We start from the raw sequence: 24,502 nt of genomic DNA, 5'->3' as shown, positions 1-24,502 counted from the left end.
TCGCAAGGAGGCACGGTGACACAGCCGCGCGAAGCGCGTCAGGCGGTGACGGGCGAGGGATGGGATCTGCTGGCCCGCATCGGCGGACCGCGTGACCTGGACCGTCTCACCCCCGAGCAGCTGGAGCAGCTCGCCGAAGAGATCCGGACCTTCCTCGTCGACGCCGTCTCCAAGACCGGCGGACACCTCGGACCCAACCTGGGTGTGGTCGAGCTGACCATCGCCCTGCACCGGGTCTTCGACTCCCCGAAGGACAAGGTCCTCTTCGACACCGGCCACCAGAGCTATGTGCACAAGCTCCTCACCGGCCGCCAGGACTTCTCGAAGCTCAAGAGCAAGGGCGGCCTCTCCGGCTACCCCTCGCGTGCCGAGTCCGAGCACGACATCATCGAGAACTCGCACGCCTCCACCGTGCTCGGCTGGGCCGACGGCCTCGCCAAGGCCAACGAGGTACTGGGCAAGGACGACCACGTCGTCGCGGTCATCGGTGACGGCGCCCTCACCGGAGGCATGGCCTGGGAGGCGCTGAACAACATCGCCGCCGCCAAGGACCGCCCCCTCGTCATCGTCGTCAACGACAACGAGCGCTCCTACGCCCCGACCATCGGCGGCCTCGCCAACCACCTGGCGACCCTGCGCACCACGGACGGCTACGAGCGCTTCCTGGCCCGCGGCAAGGACCTCCTGGAGCGCACCCCCGTCGTCGGGAAGCCGCTGTACGAGACGCTGCACGGCGCCAAGAAGGGCCTCAAGGACTTCATCGCCCCGCAGGGCATGTTCGAGGACCTCGGTCTGAAGTACGTCGGCCCGATCGACGGCCACGACCTGGAGGCACTGGAATCCGCCCTCCAGCGCGCCAAGCGCTTCGGCGGGCCCGTCATCGTGCACTGCCTCACGGAGAAGGGCCGCGGCTACACCCCGGCGCTGCTCGACGAGGCGGACCGCTTCCACGCCGTCGGCAAGATCCACCCCGACACCGGCCTTCCCGTCGCCACCTCCGGCCTCGACTGGACCTCCGTGTTCGGCGAGGAGATGGTCAAGCTCGGCCGGGAGCGCGAGGACATCGTCGCGATCACCGCGGCCATGCTCCAGCCCGTCGGCCTGACCAAGTTCGAGAAGGCCTTCCCGGACCGGATCTACGACGTGGGCATCGCCGAGCAGCACGGCGCGGTCTCCGCCGCCGGGCTCGCCACGGGCGGCCTGCACCCGGTCTTCGCGGTGTACGCCACGTTCCTCAACCGCGCCTTCGACCAGGTCCTGATGGACGTCGCCCTGCACAAGTGCGGTGTGACGTTCGTCCTCGACCGGGCCGGAGTCACCGGTACGGACGGCGCCTCGCACAACGGCATGTGGGACATGTCGATCCTCCAGTGCGTGCCGACGCTCCGGATCGCCGCCCCGCGCGACGCCGACCAGGTCCGCGCCCAGCTGCGCGAGGCCGTCGAGGTCGACGACGCCCCGACGGTCGTCCGGTTCTCGAAGGGGGCGGTCGGCCCGTCGGTCAAGGCCGTCGGCACGGTCGGCGGCATGGACGTGCTCCGCAAGCCGGCCGCCGCGCGGCCGGACGTCCTGCTCGTCTCCATCGGGGCGCTCGCCCCGATGTGCCTGGAGATCGCGGACCTGCTCGACGCCCAGGGCATCTCGACCACCGTCGTCGACCCGCGCTGGGTCAAGCCCGTGGACGAGGCCATGGCCCCGCTCGCGGCGAAGCACCGGGTCGTCGTCACCGTCGAGGACAACAGCAGGGCCGGCGGCGTCGGCTCCGCGGTCGCCCAGGCGCTGCGCGACGCCGACGTCGACGTACCGCTGCGCGACTTCGGCATCCCGCCGGTCTTCCTCGACCACGCCTCCCGCAAGGAGGTCATGGCCGAGATCGGGCTGACCGCGCCGGACATCGCCCGTCAGGTCACCGGCCTGGTCGCCAGGCTCGACGGCCGCTACGACACGGACGCGGAGAGCCGCTCCGTGGTGGAGCCGGTCCGGGACTGACCCGGCTGCCGCCGCACTCCGATTGGGCCGGTCGCCCACCCCGTACGGGTGGTCCGACCGGCCCATTCGCGTGAAACAAGGCCGCGTGCGGCGTGCTGCGGGCGTCCGGGGGGCCGGCGGGTCCGAATCATGGCGTACACGACGAGTGCGTGGAGGTACGCCGGTGAGCACCCAGCAGGACCTGCCCCCCAGCGGAGACGGACTGTTCAGGACCAAGACGGTCGAACAGTCGATCCGCGACACCGAGGAGCCGGAGCACGCCCTCAAGAAGTCGCTCTCCGCCGTGGACCTCACGGTGTTCGGCGTGGGCGTAGTCATCGGTACCGGCATCTTCGTGCTCACCGGAAAGGTGGCCAAGGAGACCGCGGGACCGGCGACCGCCCTCGCCTTCGTGGTCGCCGGGGTCGTCTGCGCCCTGGCGGCGCTCTGCTATGCGGAATTCGCCTCCACGGTTCCGGTGGCCGGCTCCGCCTACACCTTCTCCTACGCCTCGCTGGGCGAACTGGTGGCCTGGATCATCGGCTGGGACCTGGTCCTGGAGTTCGCGCTGGGTACGGCGGTGGTGGCGGTCGGCTGGTCCGGCTACGTCCGCTCCTTGATGGACAACGCGGGCTGGCACCTGCCCGACGCGCTCTCCGGCCCGGATGTGGCGGACGGCTTCGGCTTCGACATCCTCGCCTTCGTGCTGGTGCTGGTCCTGACCGTCATCCTGGTGCTGGGCATGAAGCTCTCGGCCCGGGTCACCACGGTCGTCGTCGCCATCAAGGTGGCCGTGGTCCTGATCGTGATCATCGCGGGGCTGTTCTTCATCGACAGCTCGAACTACTCGCCGTTCATCCCGGACGCGCAGCCCCAGCCCTCCGGATCGGGCCTGGACGCCCCGCTGGTCCAGCTGATCTTCGGCTACGAGCCCACGAACTTCGGCGTCATGGGCATCTTCACCGCCGCCTCCGTCGTCTTCTTCGCCTTCATCGGCTTCGACGTGGTGGCCACGGCCGCCGAGGAGACCAAGCTCCCGCAGCGGGACATGCCGCGCGGGATCCTGGCCTCGCTCCTGATCTGCACGGTGCTCTACGTCGCCGTTTCGATCGTCGTCACCGGAATGCAGCACTACACCGAACTTTCCGTGAGCGCCCCGCTGGCCGACGCCTTCAAGGCCGTCGGGCACCCCTTCTACGCCGGTGTCATCAGTTTCGGCGCGGCCGTCGGTCTCACCACGGTCTGCATGATCCTGCTGCTCGGCCAGACCCGGGTGTTCTTCGCGATGAGCCGTGACGGCCTGCTTCCGAGGTTCTTCTCCAAGACGCACCCGCGCTTTCGCACCCCGTACCGCCCGACCATCCTGCTCGGCGTGCTCATCGCGGTCATCGCGGGCTTCACCAGCATCAACGAGCTCGCGACGCTGGTGAACATCGGCACGCTCTTCGCCTTCGTCGTCGTCGCCCTGGGCGTCATCGTCCTGCGCCGCACCCGCCCCGACCTCCACCGCGCCTTCCGCACGCCGTGGGTTCCGCTGATCCCGATCCTGTCGGTGGCCGCCTCGGTCTGGCTGATGCTCAACCTGCCGGCGGAGACGTGGCTGCGGTTCGGTATCTGGATGGTCATCGGTGTGGTCATCTACTTCGCGTACGGACGCGGGCACAGCCGGATCAACCGCACGCGGGTGTGACGACGGCCCCGCCTGCCCGTGCGGGCAGGCGGGGCCGTGTGGTCTGTCGCCGTGTCAGCCGCCGGTGGCGGGGGACTTCTTGGCGGACTCCGGTATGGCGGAGTCCGTGCGGACCGCCTTCCAGAGGGTGTCCGCCTGCGGCTGCGCGGCCACCACCCGGTTCGGGTCGATCCTGTCGTAGGCGACGGGGAGCATGATGGTCTCCATCGTGGCCGGGTCGACGCCGTTCATCGAACGGGCGAAGCTGGTCAGCGAGGTGAGCGAGGCGAGGCCCTCGTCGGTGGTGAGGGACTTGGTCGCGGAGTTGGCGATCTTGTAGGCACTCGTCGGACTGCCCAGCAGATCCTGCTTCTTGACCTCGCTGAGGAGCGCGAACAGGAACTGCTGCTGGAGCCCGATGCGTCCGAGGTCGCTGCCGTCACCGATGCCGTGCCGGGTGCGTACGTAGGCGAGCGACTGGGTGCCGTCGAGCTTCTGGGGCCCGGCGGCCAGGTCGAGGCCGGAGGACGTGTCGTGGATGTCCTGGGGGACGTCGACGGTGACGCCGCCGATGGCGTCCACGAGCCCCTTGAACCCGGCGAAGTTGATCTCCAGGTAGTGGTCGATGCGGACGCCGGACATCTTCTCGACGGTCTTGACGACGCAGGCGGGGCCGACCTGGGAGTAGACGGAGTTGAACATCTTGCGTTCCGCGGAGGGCACCTTGGTCCCGTCGGCCTTGGTGCACTCGGGCCGGGTCACCAGGGTGTCGCGGGGGATGGAGATGGCGACGGCCTTGCTGCGGCCCTCGGGGATGTGCACGACCATCGCGGTGTCGGACCGGGCCCCGCTGACGCTGCCCCCGCCGCCCAGCTCCTTGTTCTCGGTCCCGGCGCGCGAGTCCGAGCCGAGGACCAGGAGGTTCTGCCCACTGGTCGGGAGCTTCTCTGGCCGGTCCTCGCCCAGCGCCTTGTTGATGTCGACGCCCTTGATGTTGCCGTCGAGTCGGCTGTAGAGCCAGTAGACGGTGCCGCCGCCCGCGAGCAGCAGGACGAGCAGGACACCGAGGGTGATCTTGAGGCCGCGGCGGCGCTTGCGGGGGCCCTGCCCGCGCTTCCGTCCGCCGCCATGAGAGGCCGGACGACCTTCGGGTGTGTCCTGGGGCGTGGCGTCGTGGCTCATCGTGGTCGAGTCCTCAAATCTCGTGGCCCCAGAGGGGCTGTGGAGTGCGTGGGACTCGGGTGGGGGGTGTGGCCGGTCCGTGTGTGCATGACTGAGCGTGCACTATAGAACAGAGGATCGTGCGCATGGGCGTTCTGGCCGCGGGGAGGGCGTCTTCGCGCGGGAGCGCGGAGCGCCGACGACCTGCCGTGGGGCGCCCCGGCGCTGAGCATATGATGTTGTCGGCCCCGTGCGGGCGCGATGAAGAACCGGTGAAGTGGAGAGGGTGTAGCGGGTCATGCGGAGAAGAGGATCGGACTCCGCGAGCAGCACCCCCCCTCGCGCGCCGGCCGGACGCCACCAGGTCTCCGGAACGCCACGCGGACGCTGGATGCCGCTCGGTAAGGACGGCAGGCTCACGCTCTACGCCCGCACGGACGGCGGTCTGCTGCGCTGGACGCAGCGGAGCCCCGGCGGAGAGCACTGGGACGGCCCGGACTTCGTACCGATCGCGGACCTGACGGACCTCACCGTCGTCCAGGGGGCCGACTCGTACGTGCACTTCCTCGGGCGGCGTGAGCGCCGGGGCCCGGACGGGCCGAGTGTGGACTTCGTCCACGCCGTCCAGTACCAGACCGGCCGCCCCGTGGCGGAGTGGCGCTCCCTGGGCAACTTCTACAAGGACGCGGAGACGGGCCGGAAGGTCGGTCCGCCGGCCGGGGTCGTCGACGCGAAGGGGACGGTCTTCGTCTTCGTGCGCAACGCGGGCCGCGGACTGCAGATGCGCCGCGAGGGCAAGGGTGGCAAGTGGCAGGCATGGCAGGACCTCAAGGGGGCCGGGCTCGCCGCTGAGATCGTGCCGTCGGTCACCGCGAGCGGGCTCGTCGAGGTCTTCGCGCCCAGCGAGCAGGGGGTGCGGCAGTGGCGTCAGGAGGAACCGGACGGCAAGCCGCTCATTGCTCCGCCCGTCCCGTTCCACGCTCTCGAAGGTTCCGTGGCGGCTCTGGAGACGGCACCCGACCGCCTCACGTACTACTGGACCGATCCGAACAGGTCAGGGGTCGTCTCCTACCGTGCGGGCGCCTGGCCCGTACCGGTGGGCGGACAGCCGGGGGACGGTGCGGTCGTGGCGTTGCGTGCCCCGCTCGACGGCTATGACTGCACGGTTCTCGCCCAGCGCGGGGCCGGCGGCACCCTGCTGATCGGGGTCTGCGGGACCGAGGCGGAGCAGGGCGGCGTCTGGTGGTCGGACAGTGCCGAGGAGTGTGTGGGTGATCCCGTGCTCGCCCTCGACGGACTCGGCCGCGTCGTGGTGGCGGTTCCTGGGCGGGACGGGGCGATGTCCCTCGCCCGTCAGGAGCCGGGTCCGGGGCTCACGCTGTCGCCGCGCTGGCACCGTCTCTGATCTGACGTCACCTTCTGGAGCGCGGGCGACACCTGTGTGTCGCCTCGAATTCATGTGCCGTTTCCGTGAAGCCGTAAAAGGTTGTACGAATGCCTGGTGGGATTCATCACGGGCATATGTCGGGTATGTCCGCCGTAATGGCTGGACGTTGATCCCTTCTTTATGTGAAGGTTCTGTGACTTGCTCACAGGGTGAGCAAGTGTGACCGTTCCGTGGGGCGGTTTTAACGGGGATGACAGGTTTCGGTCTCGTGCCGTCCGTCGTCCGGGCACGAGGTGGTGCCCGGACGTGACAGACGCTGGACCGCAGTGGCGTGGGTGGTGGATGCCTCGTGGTCGGTTCCGGGAATCCGGAGGCGGGATCGCTGGTTTCGGCGTACCGGTCCGTGGTGCCGGCGGGCGCGCGGAGGGGCATCGTCCGCAAGGTTCCGGCACCGCTGCGCTCCGTCGTGAAGTCCTCGTTCACCTCCGTCGACGCCATCAGGTCGGCGACGGTCGTCTGGGCCATGGGGGGCCGTCGCAACGCGCCCCGGCACAGCGCCGCATCCATGCGCCGGGTGGTACGTGTCAAGGGGCGGCACATGCACGCCCTGATCGTCGACGGCGCCACGGCGTGGGCTGCCCGGGCCCGCAATCTGCACATCCTCATCGCCGCGCTGGAAGCCGGGGGGATCGACTACTTCTGTCTCCGCGGGGCCACGAGCGACGTTCCGACGGTCGCGGTGCCGGCCGGCCAGCGCGATGCGGCGGAGGAGATGCTCCAGATCGCCTTCGAGCAGACTCCGGGCTACGTGGGCCCGGCCACCGCGCTGGAATCGGCCATGCGGCCCGGCGAGGAAGGCAAGTCCTGGCGCCAGCTGCGCAGGCAGGACGCCCTCCGCATCGCCTGGTACGTCACCGACCCCACGCAGGAGCTGGTCTTCGGCGCTGATCAGGGCTGCGACCTGGAGTTCTGGGTGGAGGAGGCCGGCCGGCTGGTGGCCCCCCGCCCCAACCGGGTGGTCGAGGAGGTGCCCGTCGACGCACCACGCCACACCGTCCCTCAGGCCCTGTTCGCCCTGGTGCCCGGCGCCTACACGACGGGCAGTGCGCGCACCGTGGCCGAGTTCACCCAACCCCTGGCGGAGGACCACCTCTTCCCCATCGACGTCGTCTACACCTGGGTCGACGACTCCGACCCCGAATGGAGCGCCGAACGTGACGCCGTCCGCTCGGGACGGATGGGCGGCCCGCCGCAGACCCTGCACGCCCAGGCAGCGAACGACGCGCGCTTCACGAGCCGCGACGAACTGCGCTACTCGCTGCGCTCCCTGCACCAGTACGCACCCTGGGTCCGTACCGTCTACCTCGTGACCGCCGGACAGGTACCCGGCTGGCTGGACACCGAGGCACCGGGCATCCAGGTGGTCGACCACCGAGACATCTTCTCGGACCCCGACGCGCTGCCCACGTTCAACTCGCACGCCATCGAGAGCCAACTGCACCACATCGAAGGCCTGTCCGAGCACTTCCTCTACCTCAACGACGATGTGTTCCTCGGCCGCCCGGTCGGCGCCGACCGCTTCTTCCACACCAATGGCCTGACCAAGTTCTTCCAGTCCAAGGCACTCATTCCGAGCGGCCCCGCGGGCAAGGGCGACCTGCCGGTGAACGCCGCGGGGAAGAACAGCCGGGCGCTGATCGAGCGGTCCTTCGGTACCCGTATCGCGCAGAAGATGAAGCACACCCCGCATCCACTGCGCCGCAGCATCCTCGCCGACATCGAGCTGGTCTACAGCGAGGAGCACCACCGCACGCAGCACTCCCGCTTCCGGTCACCCGACGACGTGCCGATCGCCTCGTCCCTGCACCACTACTACGGCTTCCACACGGGCCGTACGACCTCAGGGAACCTGCGGTACCAGTACATCGACCTTGCCGCCGACCAGGCCCGGCGCCGCCTGAACAACCTCCTCGCTCACCGGAACTTCGACACGTTCTGCCTGAACGACACCGTCGAGCATCCCGACCCGGAGGCTCAGGAACACATGGTCAGGGACTTCCTCGACGCGTACTTCCCCGTCCCCAGCCGCTTCGAGCGGGTGGACTCGGACGAGTACCGCAACGCGAACCGGCCGATCCGGTCACAGAAGGCCGAAATCAGGCGGTGAGCGCATCGCTCCTCCTGCCGCAGCACCCATCCCGTAACGAAAGTGAACCGCGTGTTTGACACCTCCAGCCGAGAAACGGCTGGCGAGACCGCCGTGGGCACCGGCCCCCGCCCGGAGCCCACGCCGGCGCAGCTGCGCAGGGGCCGTACGGAGCGGCAGGTCATCGTGGACATGCACAAGCGTGTCGCCCTGGTGCACGACCGTCTCACGCCGCTCTCAGCGCGTGAGCTGAACAACCTGGAAGTCCGTCGCGCCCTGGAAGCCGAGCAGATCGACTGGTTTGCGGTGCCGGGCCTCGACGACACCGCCTCCGCGGTCGGTGTCGACGCGCGTCGACGCCCCCAGGCCCTGGCGGCGTTGCGCGCCCGCCTGTCCAACAGCAAGGGCTACATCGCCCGTCCCAAGGCCGGCATGGCCCCCGGCGACGGTGCGTGGGAAGGTTCCTCGGACAAGACCTGGGAGCGGGCGAAGGACCTGCCCGTCGTACGCGCCTTCTGGTTCCGCACGACCGAGCAGGGCCACCTGACCCACGGTGCCGACACGGGCTGTGACATCGAGTTCTGGGAGCCCGCGGAGAGCGTGCCCGGCCAGGGAGTCGACCGCCTCGTCGCACCCCGCCGCAATCGCGCCAGCGAGCACGTCTTCCTCGGTCACGAGCAGCTCGTTGTCCCCGGGGAGCAGATGACCAGGCTCGTGGGCCGGGCCCACGGGTCCGAAGTGCCTCAGCTGCGCCCGACCCGCACCCGCCCCGAACTGGACATCCCCTTCCCTGACGAGCACCCCTTCCCCATCGACGTCGTGTACACGTGGGTGGACGGCGACGACCCGGCCTGGCAGCGGCGCCGTGCCGAGAGCCGGGGCGAGGTCTTCCACGCGGAGGCGGCAAGCCTGGCCCGCTATGTCTCCCGCGACGAGCTGAAGTACAGCCTGCGCTCCGTGCGGATGTTCATGCCGTGGGTGCGGAACATCTACATCGTCACCGACCAGCAGACCCCGCACTGGTGGGCCCCCGGCGACGGCAGGGCCCGTGTGGTGGACCACCGGGAGATCTTCGACGATCCCTCCCACCTGCCCACCTTCAACAGCCACGCGATCGAGTCCAGGCTGCACCACATCCCCGGACTTTCGCGCCACTTCGTCTACTTCAACGACGACATGTTCATCGGGCGGACGCTCACTCCCTCCGCGTTCTTCCACCCGAACGGCATCGCCAAGTTCTTCCCGTCCCCGGCGCAGGTCCCTCACGGCCCCCCGGAGCCCGAGGAGGTGCCCACCTCGGTCGCCGCCAAGAACAACCGCCGGCTCATCCAGCAGCGGTTCGGCCGCACGCTCGTACAGAAGATGAAGCACGTGCCGTACGCGCTCAACCGCGACATCCTCGCCGCCATTGAACGCGACTTCCCCGAGGACCACCGGCGTACCTCCGCCAGCCCCGTGCGGAGCGTCTCCGACCTGTCCATAGCGTCCTCGCTGCACCACTACTACAGCTACTACTCCGGGTGCAGCCTGCCCGGCGACCTCCGGTACGGCTACTTCGCGCTGGACGACCCCGAGCTGGAGCACAAGCTGGAACTGCTGCTGCTGCGCAGGGACCGGGACACCTTCTGCCTCAACGACTCGGCGAGCGACCCCGCCGAGATCGAGCACCAGAGCCAGCTGCTCCACCGATTCCTCGAGGCCTTCTACCCGGTGCCGAGCCCGTACGAGAAGGCGGGGGCCTGAGCCATGAACATCGAGATCCTGGTCCACACCCTGGCCACCGACTCCATCGGCGCACGGGCGGCCGCCCGGCTCGCCCAGACCCTCGTCGCCAGGCACCGGGTCACCGTCGTCACCGTACGAGGCGCCGCCGCACCGAACCCGGCGCTGCGGCTCCCGGCGCACGTCGACGTCCTGGCCCTGGCCCCCGCTGTCGCGGCCGGGGACCGGGACGACGACGAGACCTCCCAGCTCGTCATCGCCGGCGACCCCGAGTTCCGGCGTTACAACCGCGCCGACGACGGAAGGCTCCGCAAACACCTGTCCGCGAGCGGCGCCGACGTGGTGATCGCCCTCACCTCGGCGCTCGGCGCCGCCCTGGCTCAGTGCCGCGTACCTCACGCGCGGCGTATCGCCCGCCAGCCGGCCCCTGTCGAGCGGCTCCCGGAATCGGTGCGTGCCCGCTGGGCGGAGCTCTACAGCGAACTGGACGCGGTCATCCCGCTCACCCAGAGCGACGCCGCCGCCCCCGAGTACCGGTCGCTGCGTGCCTCCGGCGTCGAGGTACGCCACATCGCCGAGCCGGTGCGGCTCGCCGAAAGCCCGGACAAACCGACGACGGGCGTGGTGATCAGCGCCGGGCGGCTGGTCTCGCACCGGCGCGTCGAGCTGGCGCTTCACGCTTTCGCACGGACCCGTGAAGCTCAGCCGGGCTGGCAGCTGAGGGTGGTCGGCACCGGTCCGCTGCGTCGTGAGACCCGGGAGCTGGTCACCGCGCTGGGACTCCATGACCACGTGCTGCTGTTCGACCGGGAAGCCGGCGAAGAGGACTTCTACGACGCCGACATCGCCCTGCTGACCGCCGAGCGCATGGACAGTGCCCGCCCTGTGGTGGAGGCCCTCGCCCAGGCCACGCCCGTGGTCGCCACGGACGCGCCCTTCGGAGCTCCCGAGGTGCTGGCCGAGGGGCCGGGCGGGCTTCTGGTGCCGGTCGGTGACGTCGATGCCACGGCCCGCGCGCTGGAGCGCTACATGGCGGACGAGGGACTGCGCTCCGCGCACCGGGCCCAGGCCCTGCGGACCGCGCAGTCCGCGGGCATGGAGCAGGTCGGTGACGCCTACGAGGAACTTTTCAGGACGGTCAAGGCCGGAGTACGCGGCCGCTGGGGCAAGGGGCGGCGAAGTGGTGGCGGCGCGCCCGCCGAGGAGCGCACCCTCCCCACCGCCGACTGCCGGGTGCTGGCGGACGGTGCCTGGGAGATCACCTTGCGGGGCGTCTCCGGCGCCCGCACCGTGCGCGTCAAGGAGCAGGGCAAGGGCCGCAAGGAAGTCGTCGACTTCGCCGTCGGCGGCGATGGGACCCGTGCCCGGATCGACGCTCGCGCGCTGGCCGTGCTGGGCGAAGGCCGCGCCGACTTCTACGCGGTGGACGGCAAGGGCAAGGAGAGCCGCCTGCGCTACGGGCTGTGCACGCTCGGCGGGGCACGCGACGTCGGACACCTGAGCGACCTGGACCACTTCCACTGGGTGCTGCCGTACGCGAGTGAGGGCGGCTATCTGCGCCTGCGTATCTGGTCCCGGCAGAGCCACGCCGAGCTGGTGACCATCGACTACAGCGACACCAGCCTGTGGCTGACGGGCTGGCTCCAGGGGGACTGGCACCTCGGCGGTGACCTCTTGTTGCTGCTTCGCCGGCGCCAGGAACCCGCCCGCACGCTGGCAGCCGGCCGGGTGCGCTTCGAAGGCGGCTGGTTCGGTGCGGAGCTGCAGATGGACGAGGCCATGAGGGCCCGGCTGCTCCTGCGCGAGAACTGGGACGTACTGCTGACGGACAGCAGCGGCAGCGAACCGGTCAGGGTGGCACGCATCGCCGACGACCAGGTGGTGAGGCGCGATGTGCAGCGCTTCCCCGAGCTGGTGCAGGAGGAGCCGACGGACCTGTTCGGCCCCGACGTAGGCCGTGCCGTCGTTGGACTCCGCCCCTACTTCACCGCGGACAACGAACTTTCGCTCGTGGTGACCGAGCATCACTGACAGCGGCCCCTCACGGACCCCGAGAATCCCGAAGGACACTTGTGCGGATCTCCTTCCTGCTCCACAGCATCGACAATTTCGGCGGGGTACCGCGGGCGACCAGCAGCCTTGCCTCGGCGCTGGCGGTTCACCACGAGGTGGAGATCGTCTCGGTCTTCCGTACGGCGGACCAGCCGTCCTTCCGGCCCTCCAGCAGCGTGACCCTGCGCTATCTGGCCGACCGACGCGAGGGGCAGGTGAAGCTCCCGGGCGGCAAGCCGCCCCGGATCATGCCGCGGGAGGACGGCTGGGCCGACCAGTACACGCCGGAGGTCGATGACCTGATACTCGGTCACCTCGGCAGATGCGGTGCCGATGTCGTGATCGCTGCCCGGCCGGGGTTCGCCGCGTACTTCATCGCCCATGGACGGCACTCCTACGGGCGCGTGGTCATCGACCACGAGAGCTCGATGGTGCCTTCCCAGGCGCTGCGCGAGCGCACTCTCGAGCTGTACCGCGAGATGGACGGAGTCGTCTGCCTCACCCAGGCCGACATGAACAACTATCAGCGACAGCTGGGCGATCAGGCGCCCCTGCTCGCGGGCATCGGCAACATCGTGCCGCCGCCGGGACGGCGTGTCCCGGTGCGCGGCCTGCCGTTGATCGCCGCGGCGGGACGGCTCGTGCCGCTCAAGGGGTTCGATACGCTGATCAACGCGTTCGCCCAGGTGGCCCCCCACCACCCGCAGTGGCGGCTGCGCATATTCGGCCGCGGCCCCGAGCAGGGACGGCTGCAGGACCTCGTGCACGCACACGGGCTCAGCGACGCCGTCCGTCTCATGGGCGCGCTGCCCGACCTCACGGCGGAGTGGGACAAGGCCGCGTTCTCGGTGAGTGCGGCCCGCCGCGAATCCTTCGGCCTGACCCTGGTAGAGGCCATGCACCACGGGCTTCCGGTTCTCGCGGCCGATGCTCCCTTCGGCCCCGGCGAGATCGTCGTCCCCGGCAGCAACGGCATCCTGGTTCCGATCGGTGACGAGGACGCCATGGCTCAGGGGATGCGCTACCTCATCGAGCAGCCGGCCGAGCGGGAGAAGCTGTCGCAGGGTGCCTACGCCACAGCCCCGCTCTTCAGCGCCGAGCACATCGCCTTCCGCTACGACGCGTTCCTGCGGGATGTCGTGGCCTCGGTGCCGAAGGAGACCGTTGCCGTCACCCCGACGGTCGTCCCCTCCGGAGTTCCGGCGGAGGTGCTGGTACGAGGCGACGGAGCGATCGAGGTCCGCGCCGTGCTGCAGCCCGGCGCAGAGCCTTCCGCCCTGTGCGTTACCCCGCGCCGGGGCGAGACGCTGATCAGGCTGGCAGCCCTCGGCACGGCGGCGGACGAGACGACGGGCACGCTGCGGGCGGTGTACGCGGTCCCCGCCGAGCCACCGGTCCTGGCCGAGGGCCGCTATGACATTGACCTGGAGCTGCCGGACGGCCGACGTACGCCGCTCGCCGTGGAGGGCGTCCACACCGGCGGTCTGCTGGTCCGCCGGATCCCGGCGGGAGGTCCCGCGTACTGGCCCGTGCCCTATCGCACCGCGGACGGCCACCTGTCGGTCTTCGTGCGTCATCGGGTGGAGCATGCCGAGGTGCATGCCGTGCTGGTGGGGCAGGACGGCTGGCTCGTGCGCGGCGCCCTGATCGTTCCGCCGGGTAACGACCTCACCGGGCTGCGTCTGGGGGCCGTGCCCCGCAAGGGAAGTGTCGCGTCCACCGTCGCAGGCCAGGTCTCCGTGGGGCACGACGGCGCGTTCGAGGCGCACCTGCCGTTCGCCGGGGTCGTGGCCGCCTCCTCGGGCGGTCACGACGACTGGGACCTGTGGCTGGAGCGTGAACCCGGTCAACCGCGCATCCGGCTCGCGCGCTTCTTCGACGACATCCTGGAACGCAAGCGGATCGATGTCTATCCCACGCAGCGCTGGCACCACCCGACGCAGGGCCCGGCCCGAGGAAGGGTCTTCTTCACACCCGGCAACGAGTTGTCCTTCACGGTCAGCCCCGACAAGGCCTGACACCGCTTCGCTCCGGCCCCGGCGTGCCGGCCACCGGCTCCGGACCCCTGCCTGTCACATCTGGCACGAGCGAGGATGAATCAGCGAGGGCCGTACGGGAGCGATCCCGTACGGCCCGGCCGCGAGACCGGCGGGCCGGCCGTTCGCACATGACTCAGGCGACACCGACGCTTTCGATCATCACGTGGTGGTCCGAGTACGCCGAGTCGGCCACCACGCACCAGCGTCTGGCCTCACTGCTGAAGAGGTAGTCGATCTTCCCGCCGAATCCGTGCGTCGGCCGCCCCGCCCGCACCGTTCCCGTCTGGTCGCACTCCTGATAGCCCGCCGTGCCGGGCCCCGACGAATAGAGGTCGGCCGGCCACACCCAGGCGTCGGTGTTGTTCGGGTCGTCCGGCGGAAGGCTGTTGAAGTCCCCGCCGAAGACGGTCCTCGGGAACGTGTTCACGACGGCCTTGATCTCCACGAGCTGGTCGTCCCGGTAGTCCCAGGTGGGGTGGTCCGGATTGACGCCGGGGCCCGCGAAGTGGACGACGCAGAGCCGGGTGTCCCAGTAGGCCGCTGTCGCGCAGTGGAAGGGATACTGCAGCCCGGTCCACGGCTGGGTCGTGGGATACCGCTGAGCGTCCGTCATCTGCCCCTTGACGACGATCGCCGTTCCGATGCGGTCGCTGCGCCCGTCGTCGTTGCCGCAGCGGCTGTTCCACTTCACCCCGTCCTGCGACCACTGGTACGGCTGGAAGCTCTTGCTCCACCCTGCGCCCAACTCGCCCATCAGCAGGGTGAGATCGTCCTCGCACACCTCCTCCAGCAAGGCGGCGTGAACCCAGGTGTTCAGCACGTGCTGCTTGACGACGCCGACCTTCTGCTGAGGCGTCCCCGTACCTTCGCAGTGCCAGCCCGACCGCTGAGAACCGCACATGTTCCAGGACATGACCTGGAGATTCTTCGGCTCCGCGGCCGCGGCGGGAGATGCCGTCGGAACGGCGGTGAAGATCAGTGCGGCCAGAGCCCCGGCACACCCCCGGATCATGCCGATACCTGACGCTCTCACAAGGGCCCCCACTCTGTGCAAAGTCTTCGGTGGGGGCACTTTACGGGCTTGCCGCGCAGGCCGGGGGCGGTGCCCGGTCACCGGACACACGCGCGGGCCGTACGGAAGCGACTTCCGCACGGCCCGGCTGCGATGAGTGTTACGCCGGAACGCTCGCCACGCCCCGCTCCAGGAACTTCTTCCCGTTGACCCGCTCGGACACGCCCTCACGGTCCAGGTACGGCGTGATGCCGCCCAGGTGGAAGGGCCAGCCCGCGCCGGTGATCAGGCAGAGGTCGATGTCCTGGGCCTCGGCGACGACGCCCTCGTCCAGCATCAGGCCGATCTCCTGCGCCACCGCGTCCAGGACGCGGTCACGCGCCTGCTCCTCGGACAGGACGGTGTCGCCCTGCTTCAGGAGTGCGGCGACCTCGGGGTCCAGCTCCGGCTTGCCGGAGTCGTAGACGTAGAAGCCGCGCTTGCCGGCCTTGACTACCGCGGCGAGGTTCTCGGAGACGGTGAAGCGCTCCGGGAAGGCGCGGTTCAGGGTCTCGGAGACGTGCAGGCCGATCGCCGGGCCGACCAGCTCCAGGAGCACCAGCGGGGACATCGGCAGGCCGAGCGGCTCGACGGCCTTCTCCGCGACCTCGACCGGGGTGCCCTCGTCGATGATGTTCTGGATCTCGCCCATGAAGCGGGTCAGGATGCGGTTGACGACGAACGCCGGAGCGTCCTTCACCAGCACCGCGGTCTTCTTCAGCTTCCGCGCGACACCGAAGGCCGTGGCCAGCGAGGCGTCGTCCGTCTGCTCGCCGCGGACGATCTCCAGGAGCGGGAGGATCGCGACCGGGTTGAAGAAGTGGAAGCCGACGACCCGCTCGGGGTTCTTCAGCTTCGACGCCATCTCGGTGACGGAGAGGGACGAGGTGTTGGTGGCGAGGATCGCGTGCGCCGGGGCGACCGCCTCGACCTCCGCGAACACCTGCTGCTTGACGCCGATCTCCTCGAAGACGGCCTCGATGATGAAGTCGGCGTCGGAGAAGCCCTCCGCCTTGTCCAGCACACCGGAGACCAGGGCCTTCAGGCGGTTGGCCTTGTCCTGGTTGATGCGGCCCTTGCCCAGCAGCTTCTCGATCTCGGCGTGGACGTAGCCCACACCCTTGTCGACGCGTGCCTGGTCGATGTCGGTGAGGACGACCGGTACCTCGAGGCGGCGCAGGAACAGCAGGGCGAGCTGGCTGGCCATCAGGCCCGCGCCCACCACGCCGACCTTGGTGACCGGACGGGCCAGCGCCTTGTCCGGGGCACCGGCCGGGCGCTTGGCGCGCTTCTGGACCAGGTTGAACGAGTAGATCCCGGAGCGCAGCTCGCCGCCCATGATCAGGTCCGCCAGGGCCTGGTCCTCGCGGTCGAAGCCGGCCCCCAGGTCGCCGTCCTTGGCCGCGGCGATGATCTCCAGCGCGCGGTACGCGGCCGGGGCGGCGCCGTGCACCTTGGAGTCGGCGATGGCCTTGCCGCGGGCGACGGCCTGGTCCCAGGCGTCGCCGCGGTCGATCCCGGGGCGCTCGACCGTGACCGTGCCGTTCAGCACGTTCGCGGTCCAGATCAGCGACTGCTCCAGGAAGTCGGCACCCTCGAAGAGCGCGTCGGCGATCCCGAGCTCGAAGACCTGCTTGCCCTTGAGCTGGCGGTTCTGGTTCAGCGAGTTCTCGATGATCACCGAGACCGCGCGGTCGGCGCCGATCAGGTTGGGCAGCAGCGCACAGCCGCCCCAGCCGGGAACCAGGCCGAGGAAGACCTCGGGCAGCGAGAACGCGGGCAGCGCCTTGGAGACGGTGCGGTACGAGCAGTGCAGACCGACCTCGACACCGCCGCCCATCGCCGCGCCGTTGTAGTACGCGAACGTCGGGACGGCGAGGCCGGAGAGCCGGCGGAAGACGTCGTGGCCGCCCTTGCCGATGGCGAGCGCGTCCTTGTGCTCCTTCAGCAGCTCGACACCCTTGAGGTCGGCGCCGACCGCGAAGATGAACGGCTTGCCGGTGATGCCGATACCGGTGACGGTGCCTTCGGCGGCCTCCTTCTCGACCTGGTCGATCGCGGCGTCCAGGTTCGCCAGCGACTGCGGTCCGAAGGTGGTCGGCTTGGTGTGGTCCAGGCCGTTGTCCAGCGTGATGAGGGCGAAACGGCCCGCGCCGGCCGGAAGGTCCAGGTGGCGTACGTGCGCCTGGGTGACGACCTCGCCGGGGAACAGCTCGGCCGCCCCCTTCAGAAGCTCGGTGGTGGTGCTCACTTGTCGCCTCCGGCGTTCTCGAAGTGCGGGTTCTCCCAGACGACCGTGGCGCCCATGCCGAAGCCGACGCACATGGTCGTCAGGCCGTAGCGGACCTCCGGCTGCTCCTCGAACTGGCGGGCCAGCTGAGTCATCAGCCGGACACCGGAGGAGGCCAGCGGGTGGCCGTACGCGATCGCGCCGCCGAACTGGTTGACGCGGGCGTCGTCGTCGGCGATGCCGTAGTGCTCCAGGAAGGCGAGCACCTGTACGGCGAACGCCTCGTTGATCTCGAAGAGACCGATGTCCGAGATGGACAGGCCTGCCTTCGACAGAGCCTTCTCCGTGGCCGGGATCGGGCCGTAGCCCATGACCTCCGGCTCGACGCCGGCGAAGGCGTAGGAGACCAGGCGCATCCTGACCGGGAGGCCCAGCTCGCGGGCGACGTCCTCGGCGGCGAGCAGCGAGGCGGTGGCGCCGTCGTTGAGACCCGCGGCGTTACCCGCCGTCACGCGGCCGTGGGCGCGGAACGGGGTCTTGAGGCCGGCCAGGGACTCCATCGTGGTGCCCGGACGCATCGGCTCGTCGGCGGTGACCAGGCCCCAGCCCGTCTCACCGGCCTCCGGGTTGGTGCGGCGCACGGAGACCGGCACCAGGTCCTGCTGGATCTTGCCGTTGGCGTACGCCTTGGCGGCCTTCTCCTGCGAACGCACCGCGTACGCGTCGGCGCGCTGCTTGGTGATCGTGGGGTACCGATCGTGCAGGTTCTCCGCGGTCATGCCCATGAACAGGGCGGACTCGTCGACCAGCTTCTCCGAAACGAAGCGCGGGTTCGGGTCCACGCCCTCGCCCATGGGGTGGCGGCCCATGTGCTCGACACCACCGGCGACGACGACGTCGTACGCGCCGAAGGCGATGGAACCGGCCGTCGAGGTGACGGCGGTCAGGGCGCCCGCACACATGCGGTCGATGGAGTAACCGGGGACGGACTGCGGCAGCCCGGCCAGGATCCCGGCGGTGCGGCCGAGCGTGAGGCCCTGGTCACCGATCTGCGTGGTCGCGGCGATGGCGACCTCGTCGATCAATGCGGGGTCCAGATCCGGGTTGCGGCGCAGCAGCTCCCGGATGGCCTTCACGACGAGATCGTCGGCGCGGGTCTCGTGGTAGATGCCCTTCGGGCCCGCTTTGCCGAACGGGGTGCGGACGCCGTCGACGAAGACGACGTCCCGGATGGTACGAGGCACGGTGGCTCTCCTCCAGGGTGCGGGATGGCACTGCTGCGGGGCACGCCCAGGAGCGCGCCGCCACCCTCATGCTACTTGCGGGTAACCAGACTGCCCAGCCCTTGCGGCGGGAGCGGCGAAGGTCACATGCGCGAAATGGCCCGGACGGCCCCGAAAGGGGGCCGCCCGGGCCATGAAAAAGACGAGGCGAGTGGCCGCGGGCCGCGTGAACCTGGCGTGAATACGACCCTGTCACATGCCCTCTCAGGCCTCCGAAGCGAGCGCGCGCAGCAGGATGGGGGCCACTTGTTCGATCTGCCAGCGCCGCGCCCCGTATCCGGCGAGTGCGTTCTCCACCGTGTCCGGCGTGAGTTTCTTCGGCGGTTCCCAGCACACCCGGCGCACGGTGTCGGGGGTGATGAGGTTCTCCTGCGGCATGTTCAGCCGCTCCGCGAGCTCGGACACGGCCGTGCGGGCGGCCGACAGCCGGGCCGCGGCGGCCGGGTCCTTGTCCGCCCAGGCGCGGGGCGGCGGCGGTCCGGCCAGCGGCTGGCCGGGCTGCGGGAGCTCCGCGTCGGGCAGTTCCTTCGCCCGGTCCACGGCGGCCTGCCACTGCTCCAGCTGGCGCCGGCCCATGCGATGGCCGAAGCCGGTCAGTGCGGTCAGCGCGTGGGCGTTGGGCGGGAGCGTGAGGGCGGCCTCCACGATCGCGGCGTCCCCGAGCACCTTGCCGGGCGAGATGTCGCGGCGCTGGGCGATCTGGTCGCGCATGGTCCACAGCTCCCTGACCACCGCCATCTGCCGGCGCCGGCGGACCTTGTGCATGCCGGACGTGCGGCGCCACGGATCCTGGCGCGGGGGCGCGGGCGGTGCCGCGGCGATGGCGGAGAACTCCTCCTGGGCCCATTCCAGCTTGCCCTGGTGGTCGAGCTCCTCCTCCAGGGCGTTGCGTAGATCGATCAGCAGCTCGACGTCGAGTGCCGCGTAGCGCAGCCAGGGGTCGGGGAGCGGGCGGGTCGACCAGTCGACGGCGGAGTGGCCCTTCTCCAGGGAGTAGCCGAGCACGCTCTCGACCATCGCGCCGAGGCCGACCCGCGGGAACCCGGCCAGCCGCCCGGCCAGCTCGGTGTCGAAGAGCCCGGTCGGCGTCATCCCTATTTCGCGCAGGCAGGGCAGGTCCTGGGTCGCCGCGTGCAGGATCCATTCGGTGCCGCGCAGCGCCTCGCCCAGCCCGGACAGGTCGGGGCAGCCCACCGGGTCGACGAGCGCGCTGCCCGCGCCGTCTCGGCGCAGCTGTACGAGATAGGCGCGCTGCCCGTACCGGTAACCGGAGGCGCGCTCGGCGTCCACGGCCACCGGGCCCGAGCCCGCGGCGAAGGCGGCGATCACCCCGGCCAGGGCATCGTCGGAGGCCACCACCGGTGGAATGCCCTCGCGAGGTTCGAGCAAGGGGATCGGCGCCGGGGCGACGTCGTCCGGGGGGGCGCCCCCGGTGGTTCGCAGTGAGGTGTCTGCTGCGGTCTCTTGGGCGTCGGTCACGTATCAAGGGTATCTGTGTATGCGCGGCGCCCGTCGACGGAATGATCCGTCGGCGGGCGCCGATGCATGTAATCCAGCCGGATCCGCATTTCTGCACACCGGCGGGGGTGCGGAATCAGTGGATGATGCCCGTCCGCAGGGCGACGGCGACCATGCCTGCGCGGTCTCCGGTGCCGAGCTTGCGGGCGATTCGGGCGAGGTGGCTCTTGACGGTGAGGGCGGACAGCCCCATGGAGACGCCGATGGCCTTGTTGGACTGCCCTTCGGCGACGAGCCGCAGGACCTCCACCTCGCGGCCGGACAGTTCGCGGTAGCCGCCCGGGTGGCTCGGGGTGCCGGGGGGCCGGCGGTGCATACGGGCGGCGGTGGCGCCGATGGGTGCGACGCCGGGACGGGTGGGATGGCCGATGTTGGTACGGGTGCCGGTGACGACGTAGCCCTTCACGCCGCCCGCGAGGGCGTTGCGCACCGCGCCGATGTCATCGGCGGCGGAGAGGGCGAGGCCGTTCGGCCAGCCGGCGGCTCGGGTTTCGGACAGCAGGGTCAGCCCGGAACCGTCGGGCAGGTGGACGTCGGCTACGCAGATGTCGCGCGGGTTGCCGACGCGGGGGCGGGCCTCCGCGATGGACGACGCCTCGATGACGTCACGTACTCCGAGTGCCCACAGATGGCGGGTGACGGTGGAACGGACGCGCGGGTCGGCCACGACGACCATGGCCGTCGGCTTGTTCGGGCGGTAGGCGACCAGGCTTGCGGGCTGCTCGAGGAGAACGGACACCAGGCCTCCTGGGGAGTGGCGGGACGGGCCGGCTCGGGGATGAAGCCGGGGCGAACCGTGCTTGAAGGGTCATTGACTCCTTCGGCAGCAGACCCCTGCTCCTTTAGAGGAAGATCACGATTTGGTGAGTAACAATTCGGGCAAATAGGACGCGCGATCGATTGTACGAAAAGAGAGCCGGTGGCTGTGCGAGGTTTTGTGACGCAGCGTCACAAAAGCTGGGGGTGGTGGGAGAGGCGGGGAGCGTCCTACGAAACCTGCGGCCCGCGCCGCTGCGGCAGCGTCACCACTGCCGCGTCCACCGGCTCCGAGGGCGGCAGACCGGCGATCTGGCACAGCAGGTCGCCCCACGCCATCAGATGTGCCGCCGTGTCCGGCACGCCGCCACGGCCCTCGCGCGGGGTCCACGACGCCCGGATCTCGATCTGCGTCGCCGGACGCCGGGTCGCCAGCTCACCGAAGTAGTGCGAACTCGCCCGGGTGACCGTGCCGCCAGCCTCCCCGTACGACAGGCCGCGCGCCTCCAGCGCGCCGGTCAGCCAGGACCAGCACACCTCCGGCAGCAGCGGGTCGGCGGCCATCTCCGGCTCCAGCTCGGCGCGCACCAGCGTCACCAGGCGGAAATTGCCCTGCCAGGCCTCGTGCCCGGCCGGGTCGTGGAGCAGGACGAGCCGCCCGTCGGCAAGATCGTCCTCGCCGTCGACGACCGCCGCCTCCAGCGCGTACGCGAACGGAGCCAGGCGTTTCGGTGGCCTCGTCGGCTCCACCTCCAGCTCGGGCCTCAGCCGCGCCGAGCGCAGCGCGTCCACCGCCGAACGGAACGCGGGCGGGACGGAAGCATCCTCCGCACTGTCCGTGCTGTCAGCACCATCGGATTGATCGGAGAAGTGTCCCTGCGCCGGAGCCATGCGGGGAAGAGTAGGCGGAACCGGAGCCTCGCGCGCGGAAGGACACCCGTGCGGGGCAGGGCTCCTTCGGCATGCGTGCGAAGATTCTGTGCGTGAGTGCCATTGACCGCCCCTCGGGCCACCAGACGCAGACCTCCGCCACCCACGACTCGGTGTTCCTGAAGGCGTGCCGCCGCGAGCCCGTGCCGCACACGCCGGTCTGGTTCATGCGCCAGGCGGGGCGCTCGCTGCCCGAGTACCTGAAGGTGCGCGAGGGCATCCCGATGCTCGACTCCTGCACGATGCCGGAGCTCGTCGCCGAGATCACGATGCAGCCCGTCCGCCGCCACAAGGTCGACGCCGCGGTCTACTTCAGCGACATCGTCGTCCCGCTCAAGGCCATCGGCATCGACCTCGACATCAAGCCCGGCGTCGGACCCGTCATCGCCGAACCGATCCGCACCCGCGCCGACCTGGCCCGGCTGCGCGATCTCACCCCCGAGGACGTCTGGTACGTCACGGAGGCCATCGGCCTGCTCACCGCGGAGCTGGGGTCCACCCCGCTGATCGGCTTCGCGGGTGCCCCGTTCACCCTCGCCAGCTACCTCGTGGAGGGCGGCCCGTCCCGCAACCACGAGCACACCAAGGCCCTGATGTACGGCGACCCGGAGCTCTGGGCCGACCTGCTCGACCGTCTCGCCGAGATCACCGGCGCCTTCCTCAAGGTCCAGATCGAGGCCGGCGCCTCCGCCGTGCAGCTCTTCGACTCCTGGGTCGGCGCCCTCGCCCCCGCCGACTACCGCCGCTCGGTGCTGCCCGCCTCGGCGAAGGTCCTCGACGCCGTCGCGTCGTACGACGTCCCGCGCATCCACTTCGGTGTCGGCACCGGTGAACTGCTCGGCCTCATGGGCGAGGCCGGCGCGGACGTCGTCGGCGTCGACTGGCGGGTCCCGCTGGACGAGGCCGCGCGCCGCGTCGGTCCCGGCAAGGCGCTCCAGGGCAACCTGGACCCCGCCGTGCTGTTCGCCCCGACCGCCGCGGTGGAGGCCAAGACCCAGGAGGTGCTGGACGCCGCCGCGGGTCTGGAGGGCCACATCTTCAACCTGGGCCACGGCGTGATGCCGAACATGGACCCGGACGCGCTGTCGCGGCTCGTCGAGTACGTCCACACGAGCACCGCGCGCTGAACGACGGGCAGGCGGGCGCCGCTCAGGCGGTGCCCGCCTTCCGCAGCACCGTCACGGTCTTGCGCGCCGCCACCAGGACCGGGTCCCAGACCGGTGAGAACGGCGGTGCGTAGCCCAGGTCGAGCGCCGTCATCTGCTCGACCGTCATGCCGGCGGTGAGCGCCACCGCCGCCACGTCCACCCGCTTCGCCGCCCCGTCCCGGCCCACGATCTGCACGCCGAGCAGCCGCCCCGTGCGGTACTCCGCGAGCATCTTCACCGTCATCGGCCGTGCCCCCGGGTAGTAGCCCGCCCGGCCCGTCGACTCGATCGTCGCCGTGACGAAGCGCAGGCCCACCGCACGGGCGTCCTTCTCGCGCAGGCCCGTGCGGGCGATCTCCAGATCGCAGACCTTGCTCACCGCAGTACCGACCACGCCCGGGAACGTCCCGTAGCCGCCGCCGACGTTGGACCCGATGATCTGGCCGTGCTTGTTGGCATGGGTGCCCAGCGCGATGTGGCGGGTGCGGCCCGCCACCAGGTCGAGGACCTCGACGCAGTCGCCGCCCGCCCAGATGTTGTCGTGACCCACGACCCGCATCGACAGATCGGTGAGCAGCCCGCCGTGCGGGCCGACCGGCAGCCCGACCGCCCTGGCCAGCGTCGTCTCCGGCTCGACGCCGATGCCGAGCACCACCACGTCCGCCGGGTAGGACGCGTCGCCCGTCTCGACGGCGGCGACCCGGCCGTCCGCCCCGGTCCGGATCGCGGTGACCGCGGCCCCGTTCACCGTCGTGATCCCGAGCCCGTCCATCGCGTCGTGGACGAGACGCCCCATGTCGGGGTCGAGCGTCGCCATCGGCTGCTCGCCGCGGTTGAGCACCGTCACCTCGAAGCCGCGCTTCAGCATCGCCTCGGCCATCTCGACGCCGATGTAGCCCGCGCCGACGACGACCGCGCGCCGCCCGGTCGCCCGGTCCAGGGTGTCCAGCAGGGCCTGCCCGTCGTCCAGGGTCTGCACACCGTGCACCCCGGCCGCGTCCATCCCGGGCAGCGCGGGCCGCACCGGGCGGGCTCCCGTCGCGATCACCAGCTTGTCGAAGCCGGTCCAGGAGGTCTCGCCCGAGTCCCGGTCCAGGGCGCGTACCCGCTGCCCCGCGACATCGATCTCCGTCACCTCGGTGCGCATCCGCAGGTCGATGGCGCGGGCCCGGTGCTCCTCGGGGGTGCGGGCGATCAGGTCGTCCCGCTGCTCGACGTCGCCGCCGACCCAGTACGGGATGCCGCAGGCGGAGTACGAGGTGAAATGGCCCCGCTCGAAGGCGGTGATGCTCAGCTCGTCCGGGCCCTTGAGCCGGCGCGCTTGGGAGGCGGCGGACATGCCCGCCGCGTCACCGCCGATGACCACCAGTCGTTCCGCCGCCATGCCAGGTCCCTTCGACGTCCCTGCGAAAGGCCCCACGCTACGGCGCCATGGACCCCGG

16 protein-coding genes are annotated in these 24,502 nt (G+C 70.4%); 8 read left to right on the top strand and 8 right to left on the bottom strand.

Annotated features, from left to right (window positions below; all coding sequences use genetic code 11):
* Positions 1-15 precede the first annotated feature (15 nt).
* Both dxs and OG959_RS06290 read left to right on the top strand, forming a co-directional pair.
* Positions 16-1,989, top strand: coding sequence for a 1-deoxy-D-xylulose-5-phosphate synthase (dxs, locus tag OG959_RS06295; protein ID WP_326657144.1), 1,974 nt, complete (start codon positions 16-18; stop codon positions 1,987-1,989).
* A 163-nt stretch (positions 1,990-2,152) separates the two neighbouring features.
* On the top strand, positions 2,153-3,658 hold the full coding sequence (locus OG959_RS06290) for an amino acid permease (RefSeq protein WP_326657143.1): 1,506 nt from the start codon (positions 2,153-2,155) through the stop codon (positions 3,656-3,658).
* A 54-nt stretch (positions 3,659-3,712) separates the two neighbouring features.
* On the opposite strand, the gene OG959_RS06285 is transcribed toward OG959_RS06290, so the two are convergent.
* Entirely contained in the window at positions 3,713-4,819 is a 1,107-nt protein-coding gene (locus OG959_RS06285; RefSeq protein ID WP_326657140.1) for an LCP family protein, read from the bottom strand.
* A gap of 370 nt (positions 4,820-5,189) precedes the next feature.
* Here OG959_RS06285 and OG959_RS06280 point away from each other — a divergent pair, with 370 nt between their 5' ends.
* The 5 genes from OG959_RS06280 (at position 5,190) to OG959_RS06260 (ending at position 14,123) form a co-directional block, all read left to right on the top strand.
* On the top strand, positions 5,190-6,203 hold the full coding sequence (locus tag OG959_RS06280; RefSeq protein ID WP_326657139.1) for a hypothetical protein: 1,014 nt from the start codon (positions 5,190-5,192) through the stop codon (positions 6,201-6,203).
* A gap of 331 nt (positions 6,204-6,534) precedes the next feature.
* The gene (locus tag OG959_RS06275) at positions 6,535-8,352 is read left to right on the top strand and encodes a stealth family protein (protein WP_326657138.1); all 1,818 of its coding nucleotides are present in this window, start codon (positions 6,535-6,537) and stop codon (positions 8,350-8,352) included.
* A 51-nt stretch (positions 8,353-8,403) separates the two neighbouring features.
* Complete coding sequence (locus tag OG959_RS06270) at positions 8,404-10,074, top strand: stealth family protein (protein ID WP_326657136.1); 1,671 nt, start codon at positions 8,404-8,406, stop codon at positions 10,072-10,074.
* A 3-nt stretch (positions 10,075-10,077) separates the two neighbouring features.
* The gene (locus OG959_RS06265) at positions 10,078-12,084 is read left to right on the top strand and encodes a glycosyltransferase (protein ID WP_326657135.1); all 2,007 of its coding nucleotides are present in this window, start codon (positions 10,078-10,080) and stop codon (positions 12,082-12,084) included.
* A 41-nt stretch (positions 12,085-12,125) separates the two neighbouring features.
* Positions 12,126-14,123 (top strand): glycosyltransferase, encoded by a 1,998-nt coding sequence (locus OG959_RS06260; protein ID WP_326657134.1) that lies wholly within the window; start codon positions 12,126-12,128, stop codon positions 14,121-14,123.
* A 154-nt stretch (positions 14,124-14,277) separates the two neighbouring features.
* Here OG959_RS06260 and OG959_RS06255 read toward each other — a convergent pair whose 3' ends face one another.
* From OG959_RS06255 to OG959_RS06230, 6 genes are all read right to left on the bottom strand, one after another.
* The gene (locus tag OG959_RS06255) at positions 14,278-15,156 is read right to left on the bottom strand and encodes an endonuclease/exonuclease/phosphatase family protein (RefSeq protein WP_326657133.1); all 879 of its coding nucleotides are present in this window, start codon (positions 15,154-15,156) and stop codon (positions 14,278-14,280) included.
* Positions 15,157-15,316: 160 nt separating this feature from the next.
* On the bottom strand, positions 15,317-17,446 hold the full coding sequence (locus OG959_RS06250) for a 3-hydroxyacyl-CoA dehydrogenase NAD-binding domain-containing protein (RefSeq protein WP_326657132.1): 2,130 nt from the start codon (positions 17,444-17,446) through the stop codon (positions 15,317-15,319).
* A complete protein-coding gene (locus OG959_RS06245; protein ID WP_326657131.1) occupies positions 17,443-18,669 on the bottom strand; it encodes a thiolase family protein in 1,227 nt (408 codons plus the stop codon). Before OG959_RS06245 ends, OG959_RS06250 begins: the two co-directional genes overlap by 4 nt.
* Positions 18,670-18,912: 243 nt before the next feature.
* Positions 18,913-20,187, bottom strand: a complete 1,275-nt coding sequence (locus OG959_RS06240; protein ID WP_326657130.1) for a ribonuclease D — start codon at positions 20,185-20,187, stop codon at positions 18,913-18,915.
* 115 nt (positions 20,188-20,302) lie between these two features.
* Positions 20,303-20,965, bottom strand: a complete 663-nt coding sequence (locus OG959_RS06235) for a helix-turn-helix transcriptional regulator (RefSeq protein WP_093899280.1) — start codon at positions 20,963-20,965, stop codon at positions 20,303-20,305.
* Between the two features lie 248 nt (positions 20,966-21,213).
* Positions 21,214-21,873: a DUF3000 domain-containing protein gene (locus OG959_RS06230; RefSeq protein ID WP_326657127.1), complete on the bottom strand. Its 660-nt coding sequence runs from the start codon at positions 21,871-21,873 to the stop codon at positions 21,214-21,216.
* 92 nt (positions 21,874-21,965) lie between these two features.
* Between OG959_RS06230 and hemE the strand changes: the two genes are divergently transcribed.
* Positions 21,966-23,039, top strand: a complete 1,074-nt coding sequence (gene hemE / locus OG959_RS06225) for a uroporphyrinogen decarboxylase (RefSeq protein WP_326657125.1) — start codon at positions 21,966-21,968, stop codon at positions 23,037-23,039.
* Between the two features lie 22 nt (positions 23,040-23,061).
* Here the strand turns inward: hemE and OG959_RS06220 are convergent, their stop codons facing one another.
* Positions 23,062-24,444: an FAD-dependent oxidoreductase gene (locus OG959_RS06220; RefSeq protein WP_326657124.1), complete on the bottom strand. Its 1,383-nt coding sequence runs from the start codon at positions 24,442-24,444 to the stop codon at positions 23,062-23,064.
* Positions 24,445-24,502: the final 58 nt, after the last annotated feature.

Origin of the sequence: Streptomyces sp. NBC_00385, assembly GCF_035917155.1 — a bacterium.
In the GTDB taxonomy this organism is placed as follows: domain Bacteria; phylum Actinomycetota; class Actinomycetes; order Streptomycetales; family Streptomycetaceae; genus Streptomyces; species Streptomyces poriferorum.
The sequence above is the reverse complement of the archived record's forward strand: the minus strand, read 5'-3'. Positions and strand labels throughout refer to the sequence as shown.

Coding starts and splice junctions, on each gene's coding strand:
- OG959_RS06265 (WP_326657135.1), top strand. CDS start 10,078: ATGAACATCGAGATCCTGGTCCACACCCTGGCCACCGACTCCATCGGC.
- OG959_RS06280 (WP_326657139.1), top strand. CDS start 5,190: ATGCCGCTCGGTAAGGACGGCAGGCTCACGCTCTACGCCCGCACGGAC.
- OG959_RS06230 (WP_326657127.1), bottom strand. CDS start 21,873: ATGGCTCCGGCGCAGGGACACTTCTCCGATCAATCCGATGGTGCTGAC.
- OG959_RS06255 (WP_326657133.1), bottom strand. CDS start 15,156: ATGATCCGGGGGTGTGCCGGGGCTCTGGCCGCACTGATCTTCACCGCC.
- OG959_RS06285 (WP_326657140.1), bottom strand. CDS start 4,819: ATGAGCCACGACGCCACGCCCCAGGACACACCCGAAGGTCGTCCGGCC.
- OG959_RS06220 (WP_326657124.1), bottom strand. CDS start 24,444: ATGGCGGCGGAACGACTGGTGGTCATCGGCGGTGACGCGGCGGGCATG.